At 44.5% G+C, this 22,569-nt stretch carries 18 protein-coding genes and 1 pseudogene; 6 read left to right on the top strand and 13 right to left on the bottom strand.

Annotated features, from left to right (window positions below; genetic code table 11):
• Window positions 1-29 precede the first annotated feature (29 nt).
• From spoT to gmk, 3 genes are read right to left on the bottom strand one after another with little or no spacing between them, the layout of a single operon-like run.
• Entirely contained in the window at window positions 30-2,135 is a 2,106-nt protein-coding gene (gene spoT / locus HRU42_RS08205) for a bifunctional GTP diphosphokinase/guanosine-3',5'-bis pyrophosphate 3'-pyrophosphohydrolase (protein WP_295030177.1), read from the bottom strand.
• 13 nt (window positions 2,136-2,148) lie between these two features.
• Window positions 2,149-2,433, bottom strand: coding sequence for a DNA-directed RNA polymerase subunit omega (gene rpoZ / locus HRU42_RS08210; RefSeq protein ID WP_295030179.1), 285 nt, complete (start codon window positions 2,431-2,433; stop codon window positions 2,149-2,151).
• A 56-nt stretch (window positions 2,434-2,489) separates the two neighbouring features.
• Window positions 2,490-3,113 (bottom strand): guanylate kinase, encoded by a 624-nt coding sequence (gmk, locus tag HRU42_RS08215; RefSeq protein ID WP_295030180.1) that lies wholly within the window; start codon window positions 3,111-3,113, stop codon window positions 2,490-2,492.
• A 338-nt stretch (window positions 3,114-3,451) separates the two neighbouring features.
• Here gmk and HRU42_RS08220 point away from each other — a divergent pair, with 338 nt between their 5' ends.
• Together HRU42_RS08220 and HRU42_RS08225 are read left to right on the top strand one after the other, a co-directional pair.
• Entirely contained in the window at window positions 3,452-4,537 is a 1,086-nt protein-coding gene (locus tag HRU42_RS08220; RefSeq protein WP_295030182.1) for a DUF805 domain-containing protein, read from the top strand.
• 97 nt (window positions 4,538-4,634) lie between these two features.
• A complete protein-coding gene (locus HRU42_RS08225) occupies window positions 4,635-5,702 on the top strand; it encodes a phosphotransferase enzyme family protein (protein WP_295030184.1) in 1,068 nt (355 codons plus the stop codon).
• Between the two features lie 40 nt (window positions 5,703-5,742).
• Here HRU42_RS08225 and HRU42_RS08230 read toward each other — a convergent pair whose 3' ends face one another.
• The gene (locus tag HRU42_RS08230) at window positions 5,743-6,381 is read right to left on the bottom strand and encodes an ERCC4 domain-containing protein (RefSeq protein ID WP_295030186.1); all 639 of its coding nucleotides are present in this window, start codon (window positions 6,379-6,381) and stop codon (window positions 5,743-5,745) included.
• Between the two features lie 151 nt (window positions 6,382-6,532).
• Here HRU42_RS08230 and HRU42_RS08235 point away from each other — a divergent pair, with 151 nt between their 5' ends.
• The 4 genes from HRU42_RS08235 to HRU42_RS08250 all read left to right on the top strand — a co-directional run bounded on the left by HRU42_RS08235 (window position 6,533) and on the right by HRU42_RS08250 (window position 9,462).
• Window positions 6,533-7,258: an amino acid adenylation gene (locus HRU42_RS08235; RefSeq protein ID WP_295030187.1), complete on the top strand. Its 726-nt coding sequence runs from the start codon at window positions 6,533-6,535 to the stop codon at window positions 7,256-7,258.
• Between the two features lie 389 nt (window positions 7,259-7,647).
• Window positions 7,648-7,815 (top strand): HipA N-terminal domain-containing protein, encoded by a 168-nt coding sequence (locus tag HRU42_RS08240; RefSeq protein WP_295030189.1) that lies wholly within the window; start codon window positions 7,648-7,650, stop codon window positions 7,813-7,815.
• A gap of 7 nt (window positions 7,816-7,822) precedes the next feature.
• Entirely contained in the window at window positions 7,823-8,329 is a 507-nt protein-coding gene (locus HRU42_RS08245) for a HipA domain-containing protein (protein WP_295030190.1), read from the top strand.
• A gap of 125 nt (window positions 8,330-8,454) precedes the next feature.
• The gene (locus tag HRU42_RS08250) at window positions 8,455-9,462 is read left to right on the top strand and encodes an SEC-C domain-containing protein (protein ID WP_295030192.1); all 1,008 of its coding nucleotides are present in this window, start codon (window positions 8,455-8,457) and stop codon (window positions 9,460-9,462) included.
• 124 nt (window positions 9,463-9,586) lie between these two features.
• Here the strand turns inward: HRU42_RS08250 and HRU42_RS08255 are convergent, their stop codons facing one another.
• The 9 genes and pseudogenes from HRU42_RS08255 to HRU42_RS08295 all read right to left on the bottom strand — a co-directional run.
• Window positions 9,587-12,577 (bottom strand): UvrD-helicase domain-containing protein, encoded by a 2,991-nt coding sequence (locus HRU42_RS08255; protein WP_295030194.1) that lies wholly within the window; start codon window positions 12,575-12,577, stop codon window positions 9,587-9,589.
• A gap of 776 nt (window positions 12,578-13,353) precedes the next feature.
• Complete coding sequence (locus HRU42_RS08260) at window positions 13,354-14,217, bottom strand: hypothetical protein (RefSeq protein ID WP_295030196.1); 864 nt, start codon at window positions 14,215-14,217, stop codon at window positions 13,354-13,356.
• Window positions 14,218-14,231: 14 nt separating this feature from the next.
• On the bottom strand, window positions 14,232-14,861 hold the full coding sequence (locus HRU42_RS08265) for a hypothetical protein (RefSeq protein WP_295030197.1): 630 nt from the start codon (window positions 14,859-14,861) through the stop codon (window positions 14,232-14,234).
• A 157-nt stretch (window positions 14,862-15,018) separates the two neighbouring features.
• Window positions 15,019-15,882 (bottom strand): hypothetical protein, encoded by an 864-nt coding sequence (locus HRU42_RS08270; RefSeq protein WP_295030198.1) that lies wholly within the window; start codon window positions 15,880-15,882, stop codon window positions 15,019-15,021.
• Window positions 15,869-17,452 carry an ATP-binding protein gene (locus HRU42_RS08275; protein ID WP_295030200.1) on the bottom strand — a complete coding sequence of 528 codons (1,584 nt, stop codon included), beginning with the start codon at window positions 17,450-17,452 and terminating at the stop codon, window positions 15,869-15,871. Before HRU42_RS08275 ends, HRU42_RS08270 begins: the two co-directional genes overlap by 14 nt.
• Window positions 17,452-19,137: a restriction endonuclease subunit S gene (locus HRU42_RS08280; protein WP_295030202.1), complete on the bottom strand. Its 1,686-nt coding sequence runs from the start codon at window positions 19,135-19,137 to the stop codon at window positions 17,452-17,454. Before HRU42_RS08280 ends, HRU42_RS08275 begins: the two co-directional genes overlap by 1 nt.
• Window positions 19,130-20,749, bottom strand: coding sequence for an N-6 DNA methylase (locus HRU42_RS08285; RefSeq protein WP_295030204.1), 1,620 nt, complete (start codon window positions 20,747-20,749; stop codon window positions 19,130-19,132). Before HRU42_RS08285 ends, HRU42_RS08280 begins: the two co-directional genes overlap by 8 nt.
• Window positions 20,750-20,823: 74 nt before the next feature.
• Entirely contained in the window at window positions 20,824-21,942 is a 1,119-nt protein-coding gene (gene fic, locus HRU42_RS08290; RefSeq protein WP_295030206.1) for a protein adenylyltransferase Fic, read from the bottom strand.
• 263 nt (window positions 21,943-22,205) lie between these two features.
• A pseudogene (locus tag HRU42_RS08295) lies at window positions 22,206-22,427 on the bottom strand (type I restriction-modification enzyme R subunit C-terminal domain-containing protein); the annotation flags it as partial.
• Window positions 22,428-22,569: the final 142 nt, after the last annotated feature.

Raw genomic sequence — 22,569 nt, forward strand, 5'->3', positions numbered from 1 at the left:
GCTCTCTCTAGTTAGTCTTAATGAATTATTTATCGATTACGGGATGTTCTGAGTACTTCGGGCAGTACCCTGATACGTCGCATCACGTTTGCTAGATGAATTCGGTCTCTTACTGAGATCCTCAGGTTGACTAAGAAGACTCTTCCGTCACGCTCTTCGGTACTTAGGCTGTGAATATTGGCACCCTCTCCGGCGACAATTGAGGTGATCTTAGCCAGGGCACCTTGGTGATTCACTATCTCTACCCGCAGATTAGCCTGGAACTCGACGCCTTCGGCATTATCCCATTGAACCGGGATATATTTGTCTGGTTCACCTTGATAGCCCCGGATATTGGCACAGCTTTCCATATGGACGACTAGGCCCTTACCCGGACTCACGTGGGCAATAACCGCATCACCCGGAATGGGGCGACAACAGTTGGCGAAGGTGACAAGCATGCCCTCGGCGCCACGAATAGGCATCATGTGGGAATCATTATGTTCCAGAGGTACGACCTTATCGCCCACTAACCTCTGCGCTATTACTATGCTCATCGCATTGCCCAGGCCGATATCAGCCAGCAATTCATCTAAGGTATTATGCTTGGTATCGTTGACGACTTTATCGATCTGCTGTGGATCGATAGAATCTAATTTGGTTTGGCCTAAGGCATGATTGAGTAGACGTTTACCTAAGATAACCGCGTCGTCTTCGGTGAGACTCTTGAGTAGCTGACGGATCTTAGCGCGTGCCTTGCCAGTCACCACGAAGTTTAGCCAGGCCGCATTGGGTCTGGCACCTTTGGCAGTGATGATCTCTATCGTCTGCCCCGAGATCAGCGGCTGACTCAAGGGGTAGGCTTGACGGTTAACGCGAGCGCCGACACAGGTGTTACCCACGTCGGTATGAACTTCATAGGCAAAATCGACCGGAGTTGCCCCAACCGGAAGTTCGAGAATACGCCCCTCTGGGGTAAATACGTAGATCTCTTCCGGGAAGAGTTCGGTCTTGAAGTTTTCCACAAATTCGAATGAGGTGCTGGCGCTCTGCTGCAGTTCGAGCAGGCTCTGCATCCACTTGCGAGCACGAACTTGACTGGTGGTGCCTTGCTGCGCCGAGTTGCCTTTCTTATAGATCCAGTGAGCAGCAACGCCTTTATCCGCCATCTGATCCATGTCTTCGGTACGGATCTGTATTTCGACCGGTACTCCATGGGGGCCAAATAACGAGGTATGCAACGACTGATAGCCGTTGGCCTTTGGAATGGCGATATAATCTTTGAAACGGCCCGGGCGAGGCTTGTATAGGCCATGCATGGCGCCCATGACTCGATAACAGGTATCTATGGAATCGACGACGATACGAAAGGCATAGATGTCCATGACTTCCTGGAATTGAAGTTCTTTATTGCGCATCTTGTTGTAGATGGAGTAGAGGTTTTTCTCGCGACCTTGGACTGTACCCTCGATCTTGGTATCTTCGAGGCGAGTATGTACCGCGGCTTCTATGCTCTGGATCAGTTCCTTGCGGTTACCTCGAGCGGCTTTTACCACCTCTTTCAATACGCGATAGCGCATTGGGTAATAAGCCTGAAAGCCTAAGTCTTCTAGCTCTATCTTGATATTATGGATACCGAGACGATTGGCTATGGGAGCATAAATTTCCAGAGTCTCCCGCGCAATACGGCGACGCTTATCGGGCCTTAAGGCTCCTAGGGTGCGCATATTGTGAGTGCGGTCGGCTAATTTGATGAGGATAACTCGGATATCTTGAGTCATGGCCATCATCATCTTGCGGAAGTTTTCGGCTTGTGCCTCTTTCTTGTCGCGAAATTTTAGCTTATCGAGTTTGGAGACGCCTTCGACCAGTTCGGCGATGGATTCACTGAAAATATCAGCCAACTCATCTTTAGTGACCGGGGTATCTTCGATAGTGTCATGCAGGAGGGCGGCCATAAGCGTCTCATGATCGAGACGCATATCGGCCAGGATGCGGGCGACCGCAACCGGGTGGGTGATATAGGGTTCACCACTTGTGCGCATTTGACCTTCATGGGCATCACGCGCCACCTGATAGGCCTGCTTGAGTAACGCTACCTGATCAGGTTCTAAATAACTTGATGCAGACTCTTTGAGACCTTCAAACAGATACAAGTGGTTGTACTCCTTATATTACGTTGTTGCGACCTTCGGCAATCGCTGCAACGGCAGCAATTTCTGCTGCTTCACGTTCACGAACCGTTTGGCGCTCATCGGCATCCAAAGTCTCGGCGGTAACTAGACCTAATTCGATTTCGCGCAATGCGATAACGGTAGGCTTGTCGTTCTCCGGATCTACCATAGGCTCTTTGCCCTGCACAGCGATTTGGCGAGCACGACGCGCTGCAACCAGGATCATATCAAAACGGTTACCGATTTTGTTTACGGCGTCTTCTACAGTTACGCGAGCCATGTGTGAAACTCCAGTGTTAGGATGAAAAAATGACGCAAAATTGTATATGATGGCGGCTAGTCTGCCAACAGATCTTTAATCATATCATTTAGTGCATGAATTTGGCTAGCACCTGTTAGGCGTTGGCTGCGAATAATTGCGACTAAGTCGGCTAAAGCTGTGTCGAAATCGTCATTTATGATGATGAAATCATACTCGTCATAATGGGAGATCTCTGATGCTGCTTGAGCCATACGCCCGGCGATGACTTCGCTGCTATCTTGGCCACGACCCGTGAGGCGTTTTTCTAATTCGGCTCTTGAGGGGGGGAGAATAAATATTCCAATGGCCTCGGACATCACTTTCTTGACCTGTTGCGCCCCTTGCCAGTCGATATCGAGAAAGACATCTATGCCATCGGTCAAGGTTTGCTCGATCACTTTTCGCGATGTGCCGTAGTAGTTGCCAAACACCTCGGCCCACTCGAAAAACGCATTTTCGGCGATCAAGGCTTTAAACTCTTCGGTTGTCACGAAATGATAGTGCTGGCCATTGACCTCACCCGGACGAGGTTTACGAGTCGTATGTGACACGGAAACTTGTTTATCGGCGGGCTTATCTTGTAGCAATGCCGAAATGAGAGAGGATTTACCCGCGCCGCTGGGCGCCGATACGATAAAGAGATTTCCGCGTGCGGTCATGAGCTAAGCATCCAAAATGTAAAACGAAATATGGCTCCCGAGCATCGGGAAGTCGCATATTATACGCCCGACAGCCGCTGCGGCGCTAGTGGCAGTTTAATCTGAATCCTATTAATGTTTTTTGAGGGAACGGGATAAGTGAAACAAGTTTAATGCCTGATCCACACGCTTTATTCAAGCTGGCACTGACTTTGAGCTATAAATTGGTTAGTCTGTATACGGTTAATTCGACCATTTTAGGTGTATGACGCTTAAGAAATATGAGACCTATGGGTCGCTTCATTTTTACTCTTAACTCCTAGGAGTAAGAGCATTCAATTTTATTAGGTATTTTTTCCATGCAATATCAATCACTTTTTTGCTTCAAGGGCCTAGATAATGGGGTCAGATTTGCGGTAATTAGTGCCTCCGTGTATCTTATTTTACTGCTTAGTTTTGTGATCTTGGGTCAAAGTGCAGCCCTCTTGGTGCTAGGCTGTTTACTCGCCCCGGTACTTGGCTTGAGCGCTTATAGAAGGATGCGTGATGTGGCAGGGCCAACCTGGTATGCCAGCCTGGTGTTAATCCCCCTATGCCTATTTTCAATCTCACTCGTCTATGCCGCTAGCCTGACGCTAACAGTCGTTATTCTTATCATCGCTGCTTTACTCAGCCTGTTTTTTGCCAGGCTCTCCCCGGTTGGCAAGGTTAAGTCCTATCATCAAGGTTATGCGGGCCCAGCAGTCACATCTGTATCTAGAGCCAAGGTTAGACGAGTAGAGCCTAGATTAGGTGGTCATGGGGGCGTTGCAGATAGCGATGAGTATGACGTACAAGAGCCTGATGCATATGAAGACGTGAGTGAGGAGGAGCAATGGCAGACATCCTCCTCTCAGCAGAGATTTTCTGACTCGATGGCACTGAGGCAGTGGATTTATTGGGCTAAACAGAATAAAAAACTATTATTCGGTGTCGTAGCCGGTCTGGGTGTTTTAGTGCTTATAGGCGGCTTGTATGAGGCATTATCTTCTGCTGATGAGCCTGCAAACGAACGGATTCAAGCGCTATCAGAGCAGGTAATTGCACCCATTAGAGAAGAAGCTAAAATACCGGACGGATTTAGCGTGTTGTTGGAAAACGATGTGCTGATCATTCGCTGGTTAGGAGAGAAGGGAATCGCGGGCGAGATCTGGTCCCTCGCATCGGCAAAGGGAGACCGCAGCTGTGCCAAGCTGAGTTTCAACGATGGCAGTCATTATCGGCCCATGCGAGTGGAATATATGCCTGATACGTCCATCGAGGCGCGTTTCTCACCTCTCGATACGCGAGGGATAATCTCAGACATCGCAATGCGTGGCAGCATCAAGCTATGTGGCTATGGTTTCAGCCTCAAGGGAAGCCAGTCCGCATTGGCTAAAAATGCCGCTTTTATCCCTTATTTATAGCTGACATAATAGCTGGAATAAATGTCACTTAGACTTTAGACTGCTCGGCAGAAAAGCTCTCAGGAGCTTTAACTAATAAGTGAAATGGAGTTGTTGAGTGATTGATTTTATCAGGCAGTCTGTGTTGCCTTATTTTGGTATTGGGAGCAGCGATGCCAAAGTCTCATCTCTGGGAAATGGTCATATAAATGATACTTTCTTGGTCCGTTGGAGTGATGGTGAATTCGTTCTTCAAGGACTCAATACTCAGGTATTCAAGACGCCGAACGCCTTGGTTGAAAATGCTCATAAAATATCTGAACACTTAGCAAGAAAGCGTAAGACCAATGACTATTCGCTTAAGGTCGTTAAGCCTGTGCGTACCGATAAAGGCCTGCTGGCTGTCGATCTCGGTGAGCAAGGTTTTTGGCGTGCCATCACTTACCTTCCCCATAGCCGGAGCATAGACGTGGTCAGCTCTGAAGATGAAGCCTACTCCGCGGCCAAGGCATTTGGGCATTTCTCATCTTGCCTGAGCGATTTTGATGCGACTCAGCTTGAGGATGTTATCCCACAGTTTCATCACCTTCCCGGACGTATAGAACAGCTCATGGTTGCAGTGAAGAATGACCAACATAATAGGTTGGCTAGCTGTCAGGACTGGGTTGATTTCGTCTTTTCTCAGCAAGACATCCTACAAGAACTTGGTGAGGTTTCGTCAACTTTGCCATTTAGAACATGTCATAACGACACTAAGATCAATAACATGCTTTATGATGAACGGAATATGAGCAGCTTGGCTATCATAGATCTCGATACCTGCATGAAGGGACATCTCATGTATGACTTCGGTGACATGGTGAGAACCTTCACCTCGCCGGAAGAGGAAGACTCGACATCTCTGGAGAATGTTCATGTTCGCGAAGCTATTTTTGCCGCCATCTGCCGTGGTTATTTGAGTGAACTCGGTACTGTGCTGACCCAAGATGAGAAAGCCAGCTTGTGGCTAGGTGCCCGAGTCATGTGCCTGATGATTGGGGTGCGCTTCCTGACCGATCACCTTAACGGTGATATTTATTTTCATATACAGCATGAGAATCATAATTTAGAGCGCGGGGCGAATCAATTCACCTTATACCAGAGCCTGCTTGATCAGCAAGTCAGGCTAAAAACTTATTTAAATTGAGTCCGCCATCTTAATTGACAGTGTTTGGGAAGCTTGTTGATCATGAGGTTAATATGTCACGTATTTTTCGAGACTTCTGCTGTCCTATGCCCTCTATTTTACAGAGCTCTTCTGCTGATGCCGTGAATATGGCCTCTATGTTATCAAAGTGGTTCAACAGGCGTTTTGCTAATTTGGGGCCGACTTGAGGAAGGCTTTGTAGTATGAAAAGTTGGCGGTTTTTTTTACGTTTGGGTTTTCTGCCATTGTGTATTAAGTCTGTTTCTCTGCCGTGTAATTGTTTGGCACAAAAGTAGAGTATTTTAGCTGATTCAGCCTGAGACAAGCTACGTAAGATAGGCATGTTGAAGTTGATTGAAATAGAGCACAGCGCCCCTATCAATGCTTCTCGAGTTATATCATAAGATGCAATATCGCGAGATGAGCCTTCTATAAGCAGTGCTGTATTGTGGTCGCATGCGGATAATCTCTCGACCTGAGAAAATAGCCTACCGTCACAGAGAGAAACCACCAGATCGGGCAGGGTCTTCCTTTCGATAAGCCAGTTACCTATCTGATAATCGCCGAGTGTGAGCCGTTTTTTCACTAGATAAACGTTGTCATGGAGGGACAATTGCGCCAGCAATAAGTCTGCGTGTTCCCTGTCGTCATAGGCTATCTCAATGAGGGGGTTATTCATCCTGAATACTCAATCAAAACTTCGACTGTTACTGAGTCTAGCTTAAATTCAAGCATGTTCTGTTTTATGTCAAATTCTGTAGCAAGGTCATCAATGGTTTGGAAAGGTGATAACATGCTGGTCATCTAAAGAGTTAATCTGAGAGACCTTGATGGCGCTATTTTTAAGCCTGTCCAATCCCATGTGTAAAATGCTTAAGCAGCCCCTTGAGCGAATGACTGACGCCGATGGCAATAATCCTGGTGTGCAGTCGATTAGCACCAATGCTAATCGTGTGAGTTGGCAGGGGCAGGTTATTCACTTATCAGGCCGTCAGTGGCAGCCCTATGATGATGGCAGTTGGTTGGTGGTGTTTATGGAGTCCCATAGCCGGTACAACATGATGCTCCATTACCCTGCTAAGCCTGAATGGGATCAGGTACAGCAAGATTTTTATAATCACTGGAAATTACACGCCATTGCTTGGTTGCGAGCGGAGGGTTTTATTCAAAACGATGATCATGGCATGCAGGTGCTCGATAATATCGAAGATTACTTTGAACGCACTAAGGTTCACCGTTTTCGCAATTTAGACCGCAGCATAGGTGCTCATATTACTGAGATACAGTACTATTTACATTCACTTTTTGATGATCAAAAACCGCGTAATTTTAACAGCGATGAGGCGTGGGAGCTGAGCATATTTATCAATCAGCAACCGCGTAAAATTAATGGCCAGCGCAGTAAAAAGCACCAATTTACCCCAGTGGACCGCTTTATCGATGATGTTCTATACCGCTTTTCTAGTGGCATCAGCGTCACCAGTTATCCCAATATCGAACCGGGGGATTTTCCGTGTCCGTATCCGCAACAACCCGTGTTAAGACTGTTGAAGTAATTGAATAATCGAGTAATTGGGGCCAGAGTCTGATTGAGTAAATTGGATAATAGTGCCTGCTGATCATCGTATTTTTGAGACCAGCCATTTACACGGCTACCCAGAACACGCTAGGTTTTAACGCCTCTAGCGTGTAGAAAGTGCTTTAACGCCTATAGCGTGTAAATATGGTTTTAACGGTTAAAGCGTATAAAGCTTGGTTTACCTGTTTTAGCGGGTAAAATAGATGTGAAGATCGGCGCTAAAGGTAACACTATCATGAAGGTGACTAACTCAAAACAGCTGAGTGCGTATCTCAAAGATGCCCGGCTTAATAACTCACAGCTAGCAAATCCACCAAACACAGCCGCAAGCAGTGAGTCTAACAAGGCGTGGAAGGAGGAGTGGTAATGGCAGTCCTCGATGTTTATATGAATGGTTATCTGGTGGGTGAGTTTACTAAATCGACGACGGGTTCCCATCTGTTTAAGTATGTAGCCCAATGGTTAGACACGCCTAGTAGTCGTCCTATCTCATTATCTATGCCGCTGCGAAAGCAAGCGTGGCCCAGGTATTGAGCAGATCATGCGGTATCTACTCGGCTCGATGAATTCTGAGCGAGATAGATATAACTTTATGAAGTCTCAGGTGCTGTTCTGGCTGTTAGCAGCAACCTATGGTCATGCCAAAAACTTCTCACTTTTCATTGAGGCCGATGGCGGATATCGACTAACCCCCTGTTACGATATTTTATCTATGTATCCAGTCATTGGGGGTAAGGGATTAAATATTCGCGATGCCAAGTTGGCTATGGGGCTTAAGGCAACGAAAGGTAAGAAGTATCAAATTGCACAGATCTTTCCAAGACACTTTATGCAAACTGCTCAGGCTATAGGTTTTGACATCTATGCTATGTCTGCCATCTTGATTGAGATTGCTGATACAGTCGATTTTGTGGTGATGGAAGTTAAGAGGCAGCTGCCAAAAGACTTTCCTGCGCACATAAGGGATTCAATACTTGATGGACTAGCTAATAGAGCGGAACGGATAACCGTAGATTGGGGCCGACTTGAGGAAGGCTTTGATGTATGAAAAGCTGGTGATTGCCCGTGTCCTTATCAGCAAACAAGCTTGTCAGCGATAGAGAAAGCACTTGTCCAACGAAGACAGGAAAACGCGGTATTGCTGAGTTAACAAATATAAAAGAGTAGCCAAATATGAAATCAGTCCGCAACGACCCTTGCCCGTGTGGCAGTGGCAAAAAGTACCAAGATTGTTGCATGAATAGTGCTTCAAAGCAGCACGCCTCAATGTTGGATGACATTGAGCAAGTTGCCGCTATGAATCCCAACTTGTCCCTTGATGAACTCAATATCGTTGCAGAGCACAAAATGCAGGCAGCGAATAATCTCCCTGTTCCTGACTTCTGTGGCCTCTCGCCAACACAAATGGCCAATTGGTTATATTCGCCTTTCAATGAATTGGAATGGGTCACAATAAGCACGCCAGAGGATTTATCTAGGAGTCCTGTGATGCGCTATTTAGCGCTGATTTTAGATGAGGCCATGCAGCATGGTGGTTCATTTAAAGCGACCACTAAGGGCAACTTGCCCACAAAACTGGTTAGGCAAGCCAGTGATGAATTACCTCAATTTGCTGTCTCTCGGTATCCAACGCATATCAGCATCAATGAATACTGCGGCACTAACGAAGATAAATTTAATGCGCTGCACTACAGTCGTGTGTTGGCGGAAATTGCGGGCATTATTTATCGTCGCAGTGGTCGTTACCATGTAAAAAAGACCGCGCAAAAGCAGTATCAAAAACAAGGTATTAATGCTTTTTTTATTCCCATGCTTGAAGCGGCAACCGTTAAGTACAATTGGGGCTACCTAGATGGATGGGAGCACGCTATGGATCTAAGGAAATTCTGGTTATTTATGCTGTGGCGCTTGCAAAGTCATGGCAGTGTTGATCAGTTGATTGAAGAAGTGGCTACAGCATTTCCTAATGTATTACTCGAATGTTCATCGGAGGAATACCTATCGCCAAGCCAGTTGTTGGGTACCTTGATTGAATCGCGCTTTATTGATCGGTTTCTACAGTTTTGGGGCTTTGTGACGATAGAGCGAAAACGGTATGTTTCCGAAACACACGTACCGAGAAAGGTAGATATACTGCCAGTGCTAAAGCAAGCTTTTCAATTCAATATTGACAATCAATAGGCGAGGCTATGTTAGATATAGCCGTATTATTCAATTGTAAGTCATGTCAGACCAAAATCGAAATCAACTCGAAAAGCCTGCTGGAAACTGATCTACGCTATTTTTGATAAGTAACTATCCTCAATTAACGGGGTAAGGCAATTTTCGACTTGTCCACCGCATTGCGACAACTGGGCGAGCTGTTACCGCGATAGTTGTTGCACCCCCAAAAAGCACCTCGCTTACTTTCTCTTGCAACCATATCGCCCCCACAAACGCTGCATAGTGGTGCTGTGTGGCTACAGGCTTCATTTACACATACCTTAAATCCTGTAAAGCGTTTACGCGTCATCGGGCTACCACAAAGCTCACAGCCCTCCTCTTTGTGATTGCACAGCGGAAAGTGAGAACATGAGTAGAATGATTTGAAGTTGCCAACTCTTGGTTTTAGTGTGCCAGTCGTGCAGCGTACACAGTTAATCTCTTCAAAGATTTTTTGCACTATAGAGGTGCTGAACTCCTCTTGCTCAATGGCATACTTCTCCTTAAGTAGTTCGATCACAAATGGACTCGCGTCTGTCATATCGGCAAGCACGTATGCGCGGTGTTTTGCGCGGGTGAGTGCGACATAAAATAGGCGGCGTTCTTCTGCAAACTCAAATGCCTCAGTCTTAGGCAGAAAGGCATCAAGTATAGCGGGCGTGACTTTCATTGAAGGAAAACCATGCTTTCCCGTTGTCATCCCCATGATCACCACATAGTCTGCTTCTTTGCCTTTTGAGGCATGAAAGGACTGACACGCAATGGTCAGGTGTGGATACCTCACATTCAGCTGTCTTAGCTCACTCTTATCGGGTAGTTGAAACCAGAAGCGCCCAAGTAAATAAACGCTAGGCTGATGCTTGAGTTTATCTGCTCCCTTATTAACCCGCATGCTAATAGCATTTAAGGCCTGATCCAGTGCATTAGGACTTGGCTCATCCTGAGTCGCTGGCTCATGTTCGCCGCGGCGTATCAATGAAACCGTGGGGTAAGTGACCTGAGAGAGAGAGCGGATATCTTTCTTTAGCTGCACAGGGTTCTTAGTCACAAACTGTGTTGCCACATCGCCAATGCCGCTGTTAAATCTGAATGTCTGATCTAAGTATGATTTAGCTGTTGGGCCGAAGTACTGGGTAAACTGCGTGGTTAAACTGACGTCAGCACCACTAAAGCGATAGATTGCCTGCCAGTCATCGCCCACACAAAACAGTGACGCCTTCGGTTTTGAACCCGGTAAGCAGGAGTCTCTCAGTGCTCGAACTAATCGCGATCTGGGCTCGGAGATATCTTGAAATTCATCGACCATGATAAAGCGCCACGGGCTGATGAACTGCCCAGCTTGAAGATAGCTTAGCGCTTTACCTATCATATCTTCAAAATCTATATCACCACTGGCTGACAGATGTTGCTGGTAGCGGCTTAGTATGGGCGCTAGTAGCTCAAATACCTTACGGGTCTGCTTTGCGTCTGCAGCATTATTAAATACCTTCTCTAATCCGTTCTCGTCTATGCATGCTGCTTTATACAAGCCAATTAGTTTACTGAACAACTTGGCTAACTCAGTAACACGACCAAGTTCATTGAGAGTGGCCAGAATCGCTGCATCGGGAAGAGGGGAGTATTGAACTTCAAATGCTTGCAAGGCATGTTCAAGTTTTGCAATGAGCAGCCCTTTTTTATGCTGATAGTAAAACAACTCAAGGCAGACTGTTTCGCGATTTTTATGTAATTGGCGCTTCCACTGCATCGACGCTAAATATTGCTGGTTATCGATATAGGGGGCAGTGCTACCATCTTCATTGATGCCGAAATACTCAATATAAACACCATACTCAGGTAGGTAGAAGTCGGGTTGATATTGGCGGAAATCAATACTGCTTACATCGTGCTCATATTTAGCTTCATACTGGTATTCAATGCCATTGCTGAACAACCAATTGGCAATGTATAGCTCGCCAAAGCTCTTTACCCGCTCCCCTTTAAGGGTGCGAATATCGTTGTCATTTAAATACTGAAAGTACTCACCTTGGGAATCAAAGTCGAAAGGACTTTTCTCCACATAATAGTATTGGCTAAAGTACTCGAGCAGCGGCTTGCGATAGGCCTCATCTTCAATCAAAGTTTCAAGTGTATCTTGTACCCATCTATCTTTGGCTTTTTCATCCTCAGCCCAAGGAGATAAGCTAGGTGACGCACCTTCAACTTTGGCAATGACTCTTAACCCTAGGCTGTGGAAGGTGCTTGCCTTGATCTCATCGGTACCCAGCTTGTCTTTAATCCGCTCGTCCATCTCATCAGCAGCTTTTCGACCATAAGCGAGCAGTAGAATATCATCGGCTTGTGCCTGACCACTGTTGACTAAATAGCCGGCACGCCCCACCATCACGCTGGTCTTGCCCGTTCCTGCACCAGCTAATAGCAGGTTATTGTTGTCATCAATGATACAAGCTCGTCGTTGCTTATCGGTCAGAGGGTTAGACTCAACATGCTCAAAGAAATCGGCAAACTTGAGTAGCTGAGATTGGACATAGTTTTCACGCAGCCTCTCGATATCGGCCTGGTTCCAGTTATGCATCTTCTTTAGCTTGCCCAGCGCGGATTTTATATCGCTAGCCAATGTCATATCTTCACACCAAGGAAACCAGCGTTTATATTCGCGCTTAATTCTGGCCTGTATCATCTCTAAACGGGATTGACGCAGGTATTCTGTGGCAAGGGTGCGCTCAACTCTATCCACCAGCTCACAGATACGCTGCCCATTGCTACCAGCCCACAGCAGCACTGCCGTTTTGCCAAACTGATAACGCGCTAAATAGGTTAAGTAGGGCAGTTGGTAAGCCTTACCGGATACGGTAAAGCCAAGTAGATAACCTAAAGGGCTAAAGTTAAATGCTGGTGGTGAATCTAGCTGTTGCCACTTGAAACTAACTTCGTCACTAGATCTGCTTGTTGCTCGATACCCAGCCGTAAGCAAACCTTTGCCGCGATGAAAAGTAATACCACTGTCGGTAAGTTTTACAGCATCAGGCTTGCCCATATAAAAATGGCCAAACCAACTGTGCTTGATATTTTGTTCAGACTGCTTTGATGACAATATGTAAACCTACTGCGTGAAATTATGGCTAGCACTCCACTATAACCTGCCGTCAGTGGATTGGGAGTACTTGGTCGGCGTCTAAACCTCGGTGAGTACATCGGGTTTTTTCGCTATCTGGGGTTTGGTAAGTCAGCCCTTTCAGCTTATGGAATACCCACTGGTCATATTCTTTACCAACACGACAGCATCCATCTTTGCAGTAAAACTTATTAGCTAAAAGATTACAAGCTTGGTTACTCTGCTACGGGTTGATAACGTGTCTCAAGCAGCTAGCTCTTTTCGGTCAGAGCGGTCTCTAAATAGTGTTTATGCGCTATTGGGTATGGATTAGGGTTGCCTAATGGATGCTAAGTTATGGTCGCCACTTTCATCCACATACACAAGGAAATCACTAAACCCACGCTCACAGCCTAATATGGTTGGAAAACATGTTGATAAAACTGCGTTTAATCGACATGTGATCCATGTTTTTAGTGTTGATGTCGATAGCATCAACACTAAATCAACTCGAAAATCCTGATGGAACCCACAAGAGAGATGTGTTCTCGCATGAGAAGCTAACCTAATAGGCAAACAAAAGCCCAGCGAGAAACTGGGCTTAGATGCACTCATTCAAATCGATAAAAACGTTATTCCACGTTTTGAATTTGAATGTAGGTTGAATTGTTCATGTGCATTTAAATCAGCATCTTATCTACAGGTAGGAAAGCTGGATATGGTTTTAGTCACCAATTTAGTACCATTTTGTAAGGTGTGTAGGTTGCTAAATTTTCTTAGGTATTATTGTAAGCTACGTTCTTATCTTCTATCGGCAACGCTTTTTTATTAGCTGGAGGAGTTGGCTTGATTGCTCGAAGTTCATTTTTAAATGTTAATACTGCTGCTAACACAGCAATCAGAATTAGCAGTAAATTCTTTAGGTGTGCTTGTTGTATTACCCTTTTATTATGCTGCTGGTTTAAGAGCTCATAGTGTTCCAGCATCTTGGCTGATTCAGTTGCAAACTCTCTAACAAAAACAAAGTGGTCGCTATTATGTTGCATAAATAGTAGCTCACTAGAATAGAACTCTTTAAGTAAGTTATCATGCCTTACCATCAAATTAGCTTTTTTATTATCGGTAAGGAGAGTTGTATCGACATTCAATGCATTTCTTAAAGAAGGAAGAAATTTTTCAATTGCCTCCTTTCGTGCTTCGAAGTCTTTGGTTAACTCTATGAACCTTTGGTAATCACTTAGAATCGACTCTGTAATGAGCTTATTTCCGGTTAACCGTATTTCTGGGAGCATCGGGACTGATTCATGGATCATTCTGGCTGCGACAGCGCTATGTAGTTTTAATACTCTGAGTAGGGCTTTTATTTGATAGTGATATTCATCGATATTTTTAAAGAACTCTGGGCCGATGGTAGTAGCGTCTTTCCATCTTAATAGATTTGAGTAGTTTTTTGAACTCCGTATTCGATCAAATTTTTCGTAGATCTGCTCTCCCCAGTAATCGATTTGAAAAATGTATATTTCAGATTTATCCACCTTAACCTTGCCTGCATCAGGCCATACGTATGTCTGGGTAAACATAGTTAAAACCCCTGCAAACGTGATGATTGCAAGGCTAGATATTTTCAACATAACACTCATGATTCATCCCTTATTTAAGCTTTTATTTCCATGATTTTTCTTAACTTCTCAATACTCATCGCTGGCTTTTCTGCGTGAAGCATTGCGTGGCTGTTGGGACAAACGGGGACTAGGTCGTTAATTGGGTCGACTTGGTAGCTTTCACCGACTGTCGCTATATCGATCTTATGATGAACATGGATAAAGCCTTTGGCCATCGCGCCATACTTGGCTTCAAAGTTAAAGTTACAGACTTGGCAGATTGCTCCGTACTCATCAATACAAGCAGCCCTAGCTTTAGGGTCACGCTCATAGGCATTGATAGTCACTTGCTTTACAGCCCCTTCAGTAAACTCTGCTGGCGGCTTAGGGACTTCATCAGGATAAACGGAGCTAACTACTTGTGAAGCTAGTTTGGCTCGATATGAGTCCACAAGCGTCCTTACTTCTAGGTGTTTTGCTTTTGATTTAGACCATCGATACTCAAGATGCAGCTCAACAGACTTGATTACCCGCTCAAACTCAGAGTAAGAAAGGTCTTCATAAAAGCGAGCAAAGAAAATCTCATAAGACAAGGCACTCATAGCACGCTTGTATACTCTGCCTTCACTGAATGCTACGAAGTTGCGCATGTAATTAGTTGCAGATGTTTGGTTCATATCCAACTAGCCAACTAGCTGTTCTAGTGTTTCTTCTAGCGAGATATTTTGTAATGCAAACAAGGAACCCAGATCATAGACCTGTTGTAGTTGAGCTGATGTGATCTCTTTGTTCATCATTAAAGTCCTTTTAATTTCGAGCAAGTTGCGGCTGGTAGTATATCTATGGAGTAAGGTCTAACTCACCGATTAAATCTGCTAAATATGGTGCATTTTTATTAGGCAAAATGTGTTGAACGGCTGCTGCACTAAAAGAGCTTTTACGGTTACAGAGCTTCTTTAACCTTTCCTTGGCCTCAGTTATGCCACGACGGTACTGATCATTTAAATCAGCATCATTAAGACCGGATGTTAATTTAAGAAGCATAATACTGGATCGAACATCTTTAATGGCTTGTAATCGGTGAGGTGTGATTGTTTCATGATCAAGGTTCAATAAGGTCTTAGAGAGCCTAACCTTTTCAAAACCAATAGGGTTTGCATCATAGGTTACAGCTGATGAAGTTTGACCTGTTTCAACCTCAAACGATAAAAGTTTTACATCATCTATAGAGCAAGGGTCTAAAATTAAGTGGTGAGCATAATCACAAGGTGCACCTATACCCCAGCAACGCATTGACTCATCGACGATAGGAAAGTAATCAACTTTACCTCCCTCATCCCTTGCTCGGTTTGCAAAAATACATGAATAGCGATAATTATTTATGTCGTAAGCTTTCCACCAATATCCAGGGTGCTGCTGATCACCTTGTTTTACAATAACGCCACCAGCATCTTTAACCCTACCTTTTGGCCAATAGTGATCCACATCGAAATCAGTACCAATCTGAGGTGATTCGGTATACCAGCATTTTGCTCCAAACTCTGCTATAAAGGTCCTTTTTAAGGAACTCCACTTATTACCGATAGCCTTTATTTCTGCGCTCGGATCAGCAGCAACCTTCACTCTATCGGACCACTGCTTTGATTTTTTATCCCAGGTCTTAGTCTTACAGTTTGCGAATTTAGACTTATCAATGTACCTCATTCGAAGAGATCCTCATATCTTTGAGAATATTCTCAATCATCTGTTTTCTAGCTTCAACTGAGGCAACTTCTTTACCGTATTTAAGATATTTACTTCGCGCTATTAAAAACTGGCGATAATCTTCATCGGGATGAATGTAACCATAACCAAGTTGCTCAAGTTGAGTATTGAGCTCTTCTAACCGCTCAGGATTGGTATCTTCTGCAACTAAGCGCCTTCTTTCTCGAATGAGGTCTTGAGTACCGTCATCCAATGTTGTTAAAAGACCGAACATATCACTGGTTAAAATACCGTTTACACTCATGCCTTTAGGGCTTTTTTTCGGTGTATTGACTGAAATTTTTTGGCTCGCCTCATTTCTTGATACAACTTGTATTTGTTCCTTATTCAACTCTGCAATAGAGAGGGGATGGTGAGTAGTCATAATAATATGACTACCAAATCCCTCAGGGACAAATAACTCTAAAAACCTATGGTATTTTGCTGCCCAGTATGGGTTCAAGTGAGTATCTGGTTCATCGAGTAAAAATAGCGCATCTCGTTTTGCGGTAAACTGAAGTAGCCCAAAGATAGTGAGTAGTTGCTGTTCGCCTTCGCTTAGCTCGCTAAAAATTACATTTTGGTTAGATTTGGTTTGCTTCACTTGTATTTCTACTCTGGCCAGAATGCCAGAGAGATAGGTCGCTTCAAGGATTTTAAACAGATCCTCGGGGCGCATGTTTTTGGATAATTCATCTAGCTTGGATTTGTTAGGTAGGAAAAAGCTCATTACTTGTTTTTTCTTGACCCTTTTGGACAGTAAATCCAGTTGAGGCTCCTGCGTTTCAATTGGGCCTATAGAGTACTTTTTTACTAGCTCTAAAAAATCTCGTATAGCTCCTGTCGCTCCCCAGAAGTCACTAGCATCATTACTTCCCCAATTTACGGGTTTTGTAAAATAGAATGTGGCTGACTCAAAACTCTTTATAGAAAGCTCTTGTTTCAAAAACTTTGTAGCATGTGGTACGCCACGCGCTACAAAAAATGATAACAATGAAAATTGACTGTGGAAGGGCTTGGCGTAAAAGAAAGGTCTAATATTGTCTCGAATATTAGCCCCCTCTTTGATTACTTGAAGGTAGAAGTCTCTTCTTGAATCAAAAAATAATGACTCTAACCGATCGCTTGGTCCTGAATAATAGGCAAAGATATTACGAGGAAGATAATGTGATAGGCCATCTCTATCTCGTTTTATCTTGCTTATATTGATATGCTGCCATTCTGAGATAGTCTCATTCGAATGTTCTTGAACCTTTATCTCATAAACAGTTTCTCTCGATACATCTGCATTGATATGCATCCAAGTTTCTAAACTAGCGTCACCAATTTTATACTTCACCTCATAGGAAAATGGTGGTGGGGTATCTGTATCTAAATACTTAAAAATTTGTACGATAGCCTCAATGATATTTGACTTCCCAGTGCCATTTTGACCGATGATGACAGTACGATTCTCATCATCTGAAAACCGTATTTCTACACCTTTCAGGTTCTTAAAATCTGAATTAATCTTTAAGTATTGTAGTTTCATTATTTAACGAAAAATCCTGTTATTCCATCAACTGTTTTTTCTTCAATCTTATTATCACTAAGCAATTTACTTATTTCATTAAAAATTTCAGCCATCGATAAGTCAGGAGTTAGCTTATCAAAAATATCCTGAGGCTTATGTGCAACACCATCAGCAATGACAGATTCAACAGGGCTAAGGTTATTATCAATAGCAGTATCTTGAGTTTTTTTAGCTGTAACCTTCTTGGCACTCACCTTCTTCACAGGCTTTTCCTTAGATGCTTTGGTGGCTTTTGCAAGAGCTTCTCGCTCGGTTTTAATGCGTTCAAGCAGGGATTCAGCGCTGTTGTCACCTGATATAAGCTCTGGGTTAGCAGCGCGCCAGTCGGCGGTAAGTTCGCCTCTGAAGGCTTTAGCGAGTATCGACTGGGTGAGGTTATTGACGCGTAGCTGTGCTTTATTAACCTGGGCTTCAACTTTGTCAGCGAAGGCGAATAGCCCTTCGACACGGCGGACGATTTCGGTTTGTTCTTCTAGCGGTGGTAAAGAAAAGGGAGCTTCAGAAACCGTTTTCTGATTAATTTTAGGCATATTACCTGCGGTACCAGTCGCATTATCTCTAAAGTACTTTCTCACTCCCTCAGACAGTAATGCCAAATGCAGGTACTTTCCAATGACCTTCTTGCTTGGCTTACATTTCATCATTAAGTCGGGATAAACATATTGATTATCTTCACCAAGGTAAAGTGCACTCACTCCCACGTAGTCAATAGTATTCCCCCTTTGAATCAAGATATCTCCATTCTTAACCCATAAATGGGAACTATCGTCTATATTAAGCTCAACATACTTAAATTTATTATCTACGAACTTACCTGGTGTAGTCGCAGACAGAGTCAAATTTCTATATTGAGTTACATAATTTACGCCTTGTGGGGACCTTCCATTACGTGGCTTTTTTTCTACAACATCAATTAGTTTAACTTCACTCCACTCATCGGAAGCTTCACTACGCCACTCTTCCGTCAATTCGCCACTCACTGCAGCAGCGAGGACGGATTGGCGGAATGACTTCAGGATAGCTGGGATGGCATCGAGGTGGGCTTTCGTGCTTTTCACCTGTTCCAGCAGCTCTTCCAGTTTGTCGGCAATGATTTTTTGTTCTGCGATAGGGGCAACTATAACTGGTAATGTTTTAAATCTGGCCTGTGTCATATTCAAGCCACTTTCACTGATACCTGTTTTTCTATCATTTAACTCTTTTTGAGCTATAGATGTTCTTAACCAAGATTCAATATAACTAGGAGTAATATAGTCCTCTGGGAATCTAAGTCGATACATCTTGCCTGATAGAAGTAACTTATCTCTGCACTGCTTTACAAAACAAATAACACCACACCTAGATCTAGGCCCTGCATTTGTCACGAGTAAGTCACCAGAATGTACTTCAATTCTTGGTTTCGGTTCTTTAGATAGCGGTAGCTTTTTATTTTCGTAATCTAAGAAAAAACCGTCTTGAATCGCGGTTGTTTTTAACACTCCCCACTCATTAATTTTTGCAGGTTCTTTGTCACATTGAGGGCTCCAGCCCTGATGTATTAACTTTCCATCAGATTGAGGTTTTAAAATATTATCTATCTCTGTGGAGCACCAGCCTTCAGGCAGTGTCCCCCCAAGTTCAAAGTTGGTATCTAAATCACTCATCCCTTCCTCCACCAGCTAGCGACTTAACCAAAGCCTCAAGATCAGCCAATGCGCCTTTAAGCTCTGTCATCGCTTCGCCTGCCAGCTCTTCAGGTGTTCCTAGATCTGCAGTATCGATGCTGTTAGCATCTTTGAGCCAGGAGATATCCAGTGAGTCACCCTTGGTGTCGCGGATGTATTCACGGCTAAAGCATTTCCAGCGACTCTTTTCTAAGAGAAGCTCAGGGCTGTGCATTGCTTGCTTTGCTTTATCTTCAAGATCAGTAAAGCTCCAATCCCCTTCGGCTCTAGAAGCAAGATCTGGATTCCCGCCTTCGCGGGAATGACCTGAAGGGTCATAAACTGCTTCAAATGGCTTAAGGTGCTGTTCACCGAAGGGGGTGCGCTTGCCAAACTTAGGCATGTTGGTACGCAGGTCATACACCCAAGTGTTGGTGGTGCAGTTTTCCTCTTGCTGCCGATTCGTAACAGAGCCTTTAGTAAAGAATAGAACGTTAGTCTTGACCCCCGCAGCGTAGAAGATGCCTGTTGGCAGACGAAGAATCGTGTGCAGGTTGCACTTGTTCATCAGGTCACGACGAATATCGGTACCCACGCCCGCTTCAAACAAGACGTTATCTGGTAGCACGACGGCGGCACGTCCACCCGGCTTTAAGTTGCGATAGATATGCTGCAAGAACGCCAGCTGCTTGTTGTTGGTGGGGTAGGTTAAGTCATCGCGAGTAATGGAAGCATCGCCGCCCTTGCTGGTACCGAAAGGTGGGTTAGCTAAGATTATATCGGCTTTAGGTAGATTCATACCCACTTGGCCAAGACTATTACCTAGATGCACCACACCTTCGTCGTCACCTTCCATGCCGTGTAGTAGACAGTTCATTAAGGCTAGGCGGCGAGTCGATGGTACTAGCTCAACACCGACAAAGGCATTGTGTTTTTGAAATGCTTTTGCATTATCTTTTAGATCATATAAATCGTCACTTTGGTCTTTTATATAACGGTCAGCAGCAATCAAGAAGCCTGCGGTACCGGCGGCGGGATCTTGAATGACTTCGCCATGCAATGGGTTGATGACGCGCACCATGGAGTCGATCAGCGCTCGTGGGGTAAAGTATTGACCAGCACCGGATTTGGTCTCGTTAGCATTTTTCTCGAGTAAACCTTCATAGAGATCACCTAGGCCATCCTTTTGCGCACTGAACCAGTCGATAGAATCGAGTGATTTGATTAATTGCTTTAGGTGGCGAGGCTCACGCAAACGGGTTTGGGCATCGGCATAGATAGCCAGAATTAATGGATCTGTTACGACTATTTTCTCGATGGTATTTTCTGGGTTTTCAGGATCTATTTCACGACGTTTACCTGTAGATAGTGCCATCAAGATGTTTTTATAGTCATTCAATAAGTTGATGCCGTCTTTATCACTCAAGTCACTCCAACGGCAGCCCGTTGGCAATGTGTGCTTGTTGAGTAGCCCTGCCTCGGTGTTCTCGTGCACCATTTTGATAAATAGCAGTAGTACTAGCTCGGTGACATAATCGGAGTAGTTAATGCCGTCGTCGCGCAGCACATCACAGAGGTTCCACAGTTTTTGTACGATATCGTTGTTGCTCATTTTACTCTCAATTTTTTGATGCAAACTCAATAGCCTGCTCATTTTCAAATTAGTTGGCTTCAGAGCCTATTTATTCAAGAAAAATAACGGCTGAACTGATTACTGTCTTGGGTCATCAGTTCAACCAATTTAGGGTGTACAAATAGCTTCTCTTTGCCCGATTGCACCTCTTGAAGAACGCCAATATCGCACAGCTGCTTTAAATACACCGAGGCGGTTTGGCGTTTTGCTAAGCCGTTTTCGACCAGGTTTTGAATGCGGCAATAAGGTTGCTCAAAAATCACCTGCACTAGCTCATAGCTGTAGATTTTAGGTAACTGCTGGCGTACATGTTCGGTGGTGTGCTCTATGAGCTCACGGGCAGCGGCTATCTTGTGGGTAGTCCACTTAGCGGTTTGCTCTACGGCGTTTAAGATAAAGATGATCCAAGGCTGCCATTCCTGTTTAGTAGTCACGTTGAGTAGCAAGCGATAGTAGTCTTGCTTATTCGCGACGATATAACGGCTGAGATACAAGATCGGTGCGCTAAGCAGTTGTTGGTCTATTAAGTAGAGGATATTGAGCACGCGCCCCGTACGACCATTGCCATCGGTGAAAGGATGAATGGCTTCAAACTGATAGTGGGCCATGGCCATCTTGATCAGTGGGTCGACATCATCCTGGTTATGTAAAAAGGCTTCCCAGTTGCTGAGCAGATCGCGAATGACTGTCTCGCCTGCTGGTGGGGTATAGATAACTTCACCCGTGGCCTGATTGGTTAAGCTGGTGCCTGGTACTTTACGTACATCCATCTGCACCGATTTTATGGTACTGCAGATCTCTAATGCGGTAGTGACACACAGCGGCCTGCTGGTTAGCTGGGTAAAGCCTTGATACAGGGCGGTACGATAGCGAAGCGCCTCTTTGGTCATTGGATCGGCTTGGCTGTCTTCTTGAGCGTACTGAAACAGCTTGTCGGTAGTGGTGACAATGTTTTCAATCTCACTACTGCCTTGTGCTTCGAGCAGTGGCAGTAGGTTGATAAGCAACCCTTGGTTAGGCAGAAGCTCACCCGCTTGCTTTAACTCCGCTAGGGCGGCGCGGGCAGGAATACAGGCTTTGAGTATGGGTAAGGTTTCGGCTAACTCCCCGAGATCTGCTGCTAGCGGCAGGAGAGGCAAATGCTTGTATGCTTGTTCAGCTTGCCATTTCATGTTAAAAAAACCTTCTTTTATCGACATAAATAGATATTGCACTGAGCTTATGTCGATTCAATCGACATGTAAAGACGTCATGTTTATAAAAGCCTATTTAATCGACATGTACTGTAGCTTATTGGTGTTTATGTCGTCCCTTTATGTCAACATCAGTATCAATATGTATAGAAAGTGCCGATATCTATACAAGTTAAATTTATATGTATAGAAAATGCGATTTTCTATACATGTCCCTGCGACCATATCTCTGAGACAAGGTACTAGCCGGCTTGCCAAAGGTACTCATTAAGCTCAATGAGTACGGTGTCGAGTTGGTCATCGAGCACACTGTTAAGGCGCTTAGCCCCACCTTGGTCGGCGAAGCGTTGATTAACGAAGGACTTGTCGATAACCGCTTCATGAACCAACTGCTTGGCAAGACGTTCTAGCCATTTACGCTGATTTGGGTTCCAATCATGTTCGCTGCAAATACGTTGCATTGCGTGAGTTAATCGGGGTCAGTAAAGTTAATCGGAGTCAGAGTAAGATTTAGTCAGGATTATAATTCAGTGTTCCCCCCAGTGTCATGACTGTTGTTCTCCTAATTTGATATGAGTAAAAACTAAGTGTCTAAAGAGGTTGTAT

Origin of the sequence: Shewanella sp. (genome assembly GCF_013214165.1) — a bacterium.
Classification (GTDB): Bacteria; Pseudomonadota; Gammaproteobacteria; order Enterobacterales; family Shewanellaceae; genus Shewanella.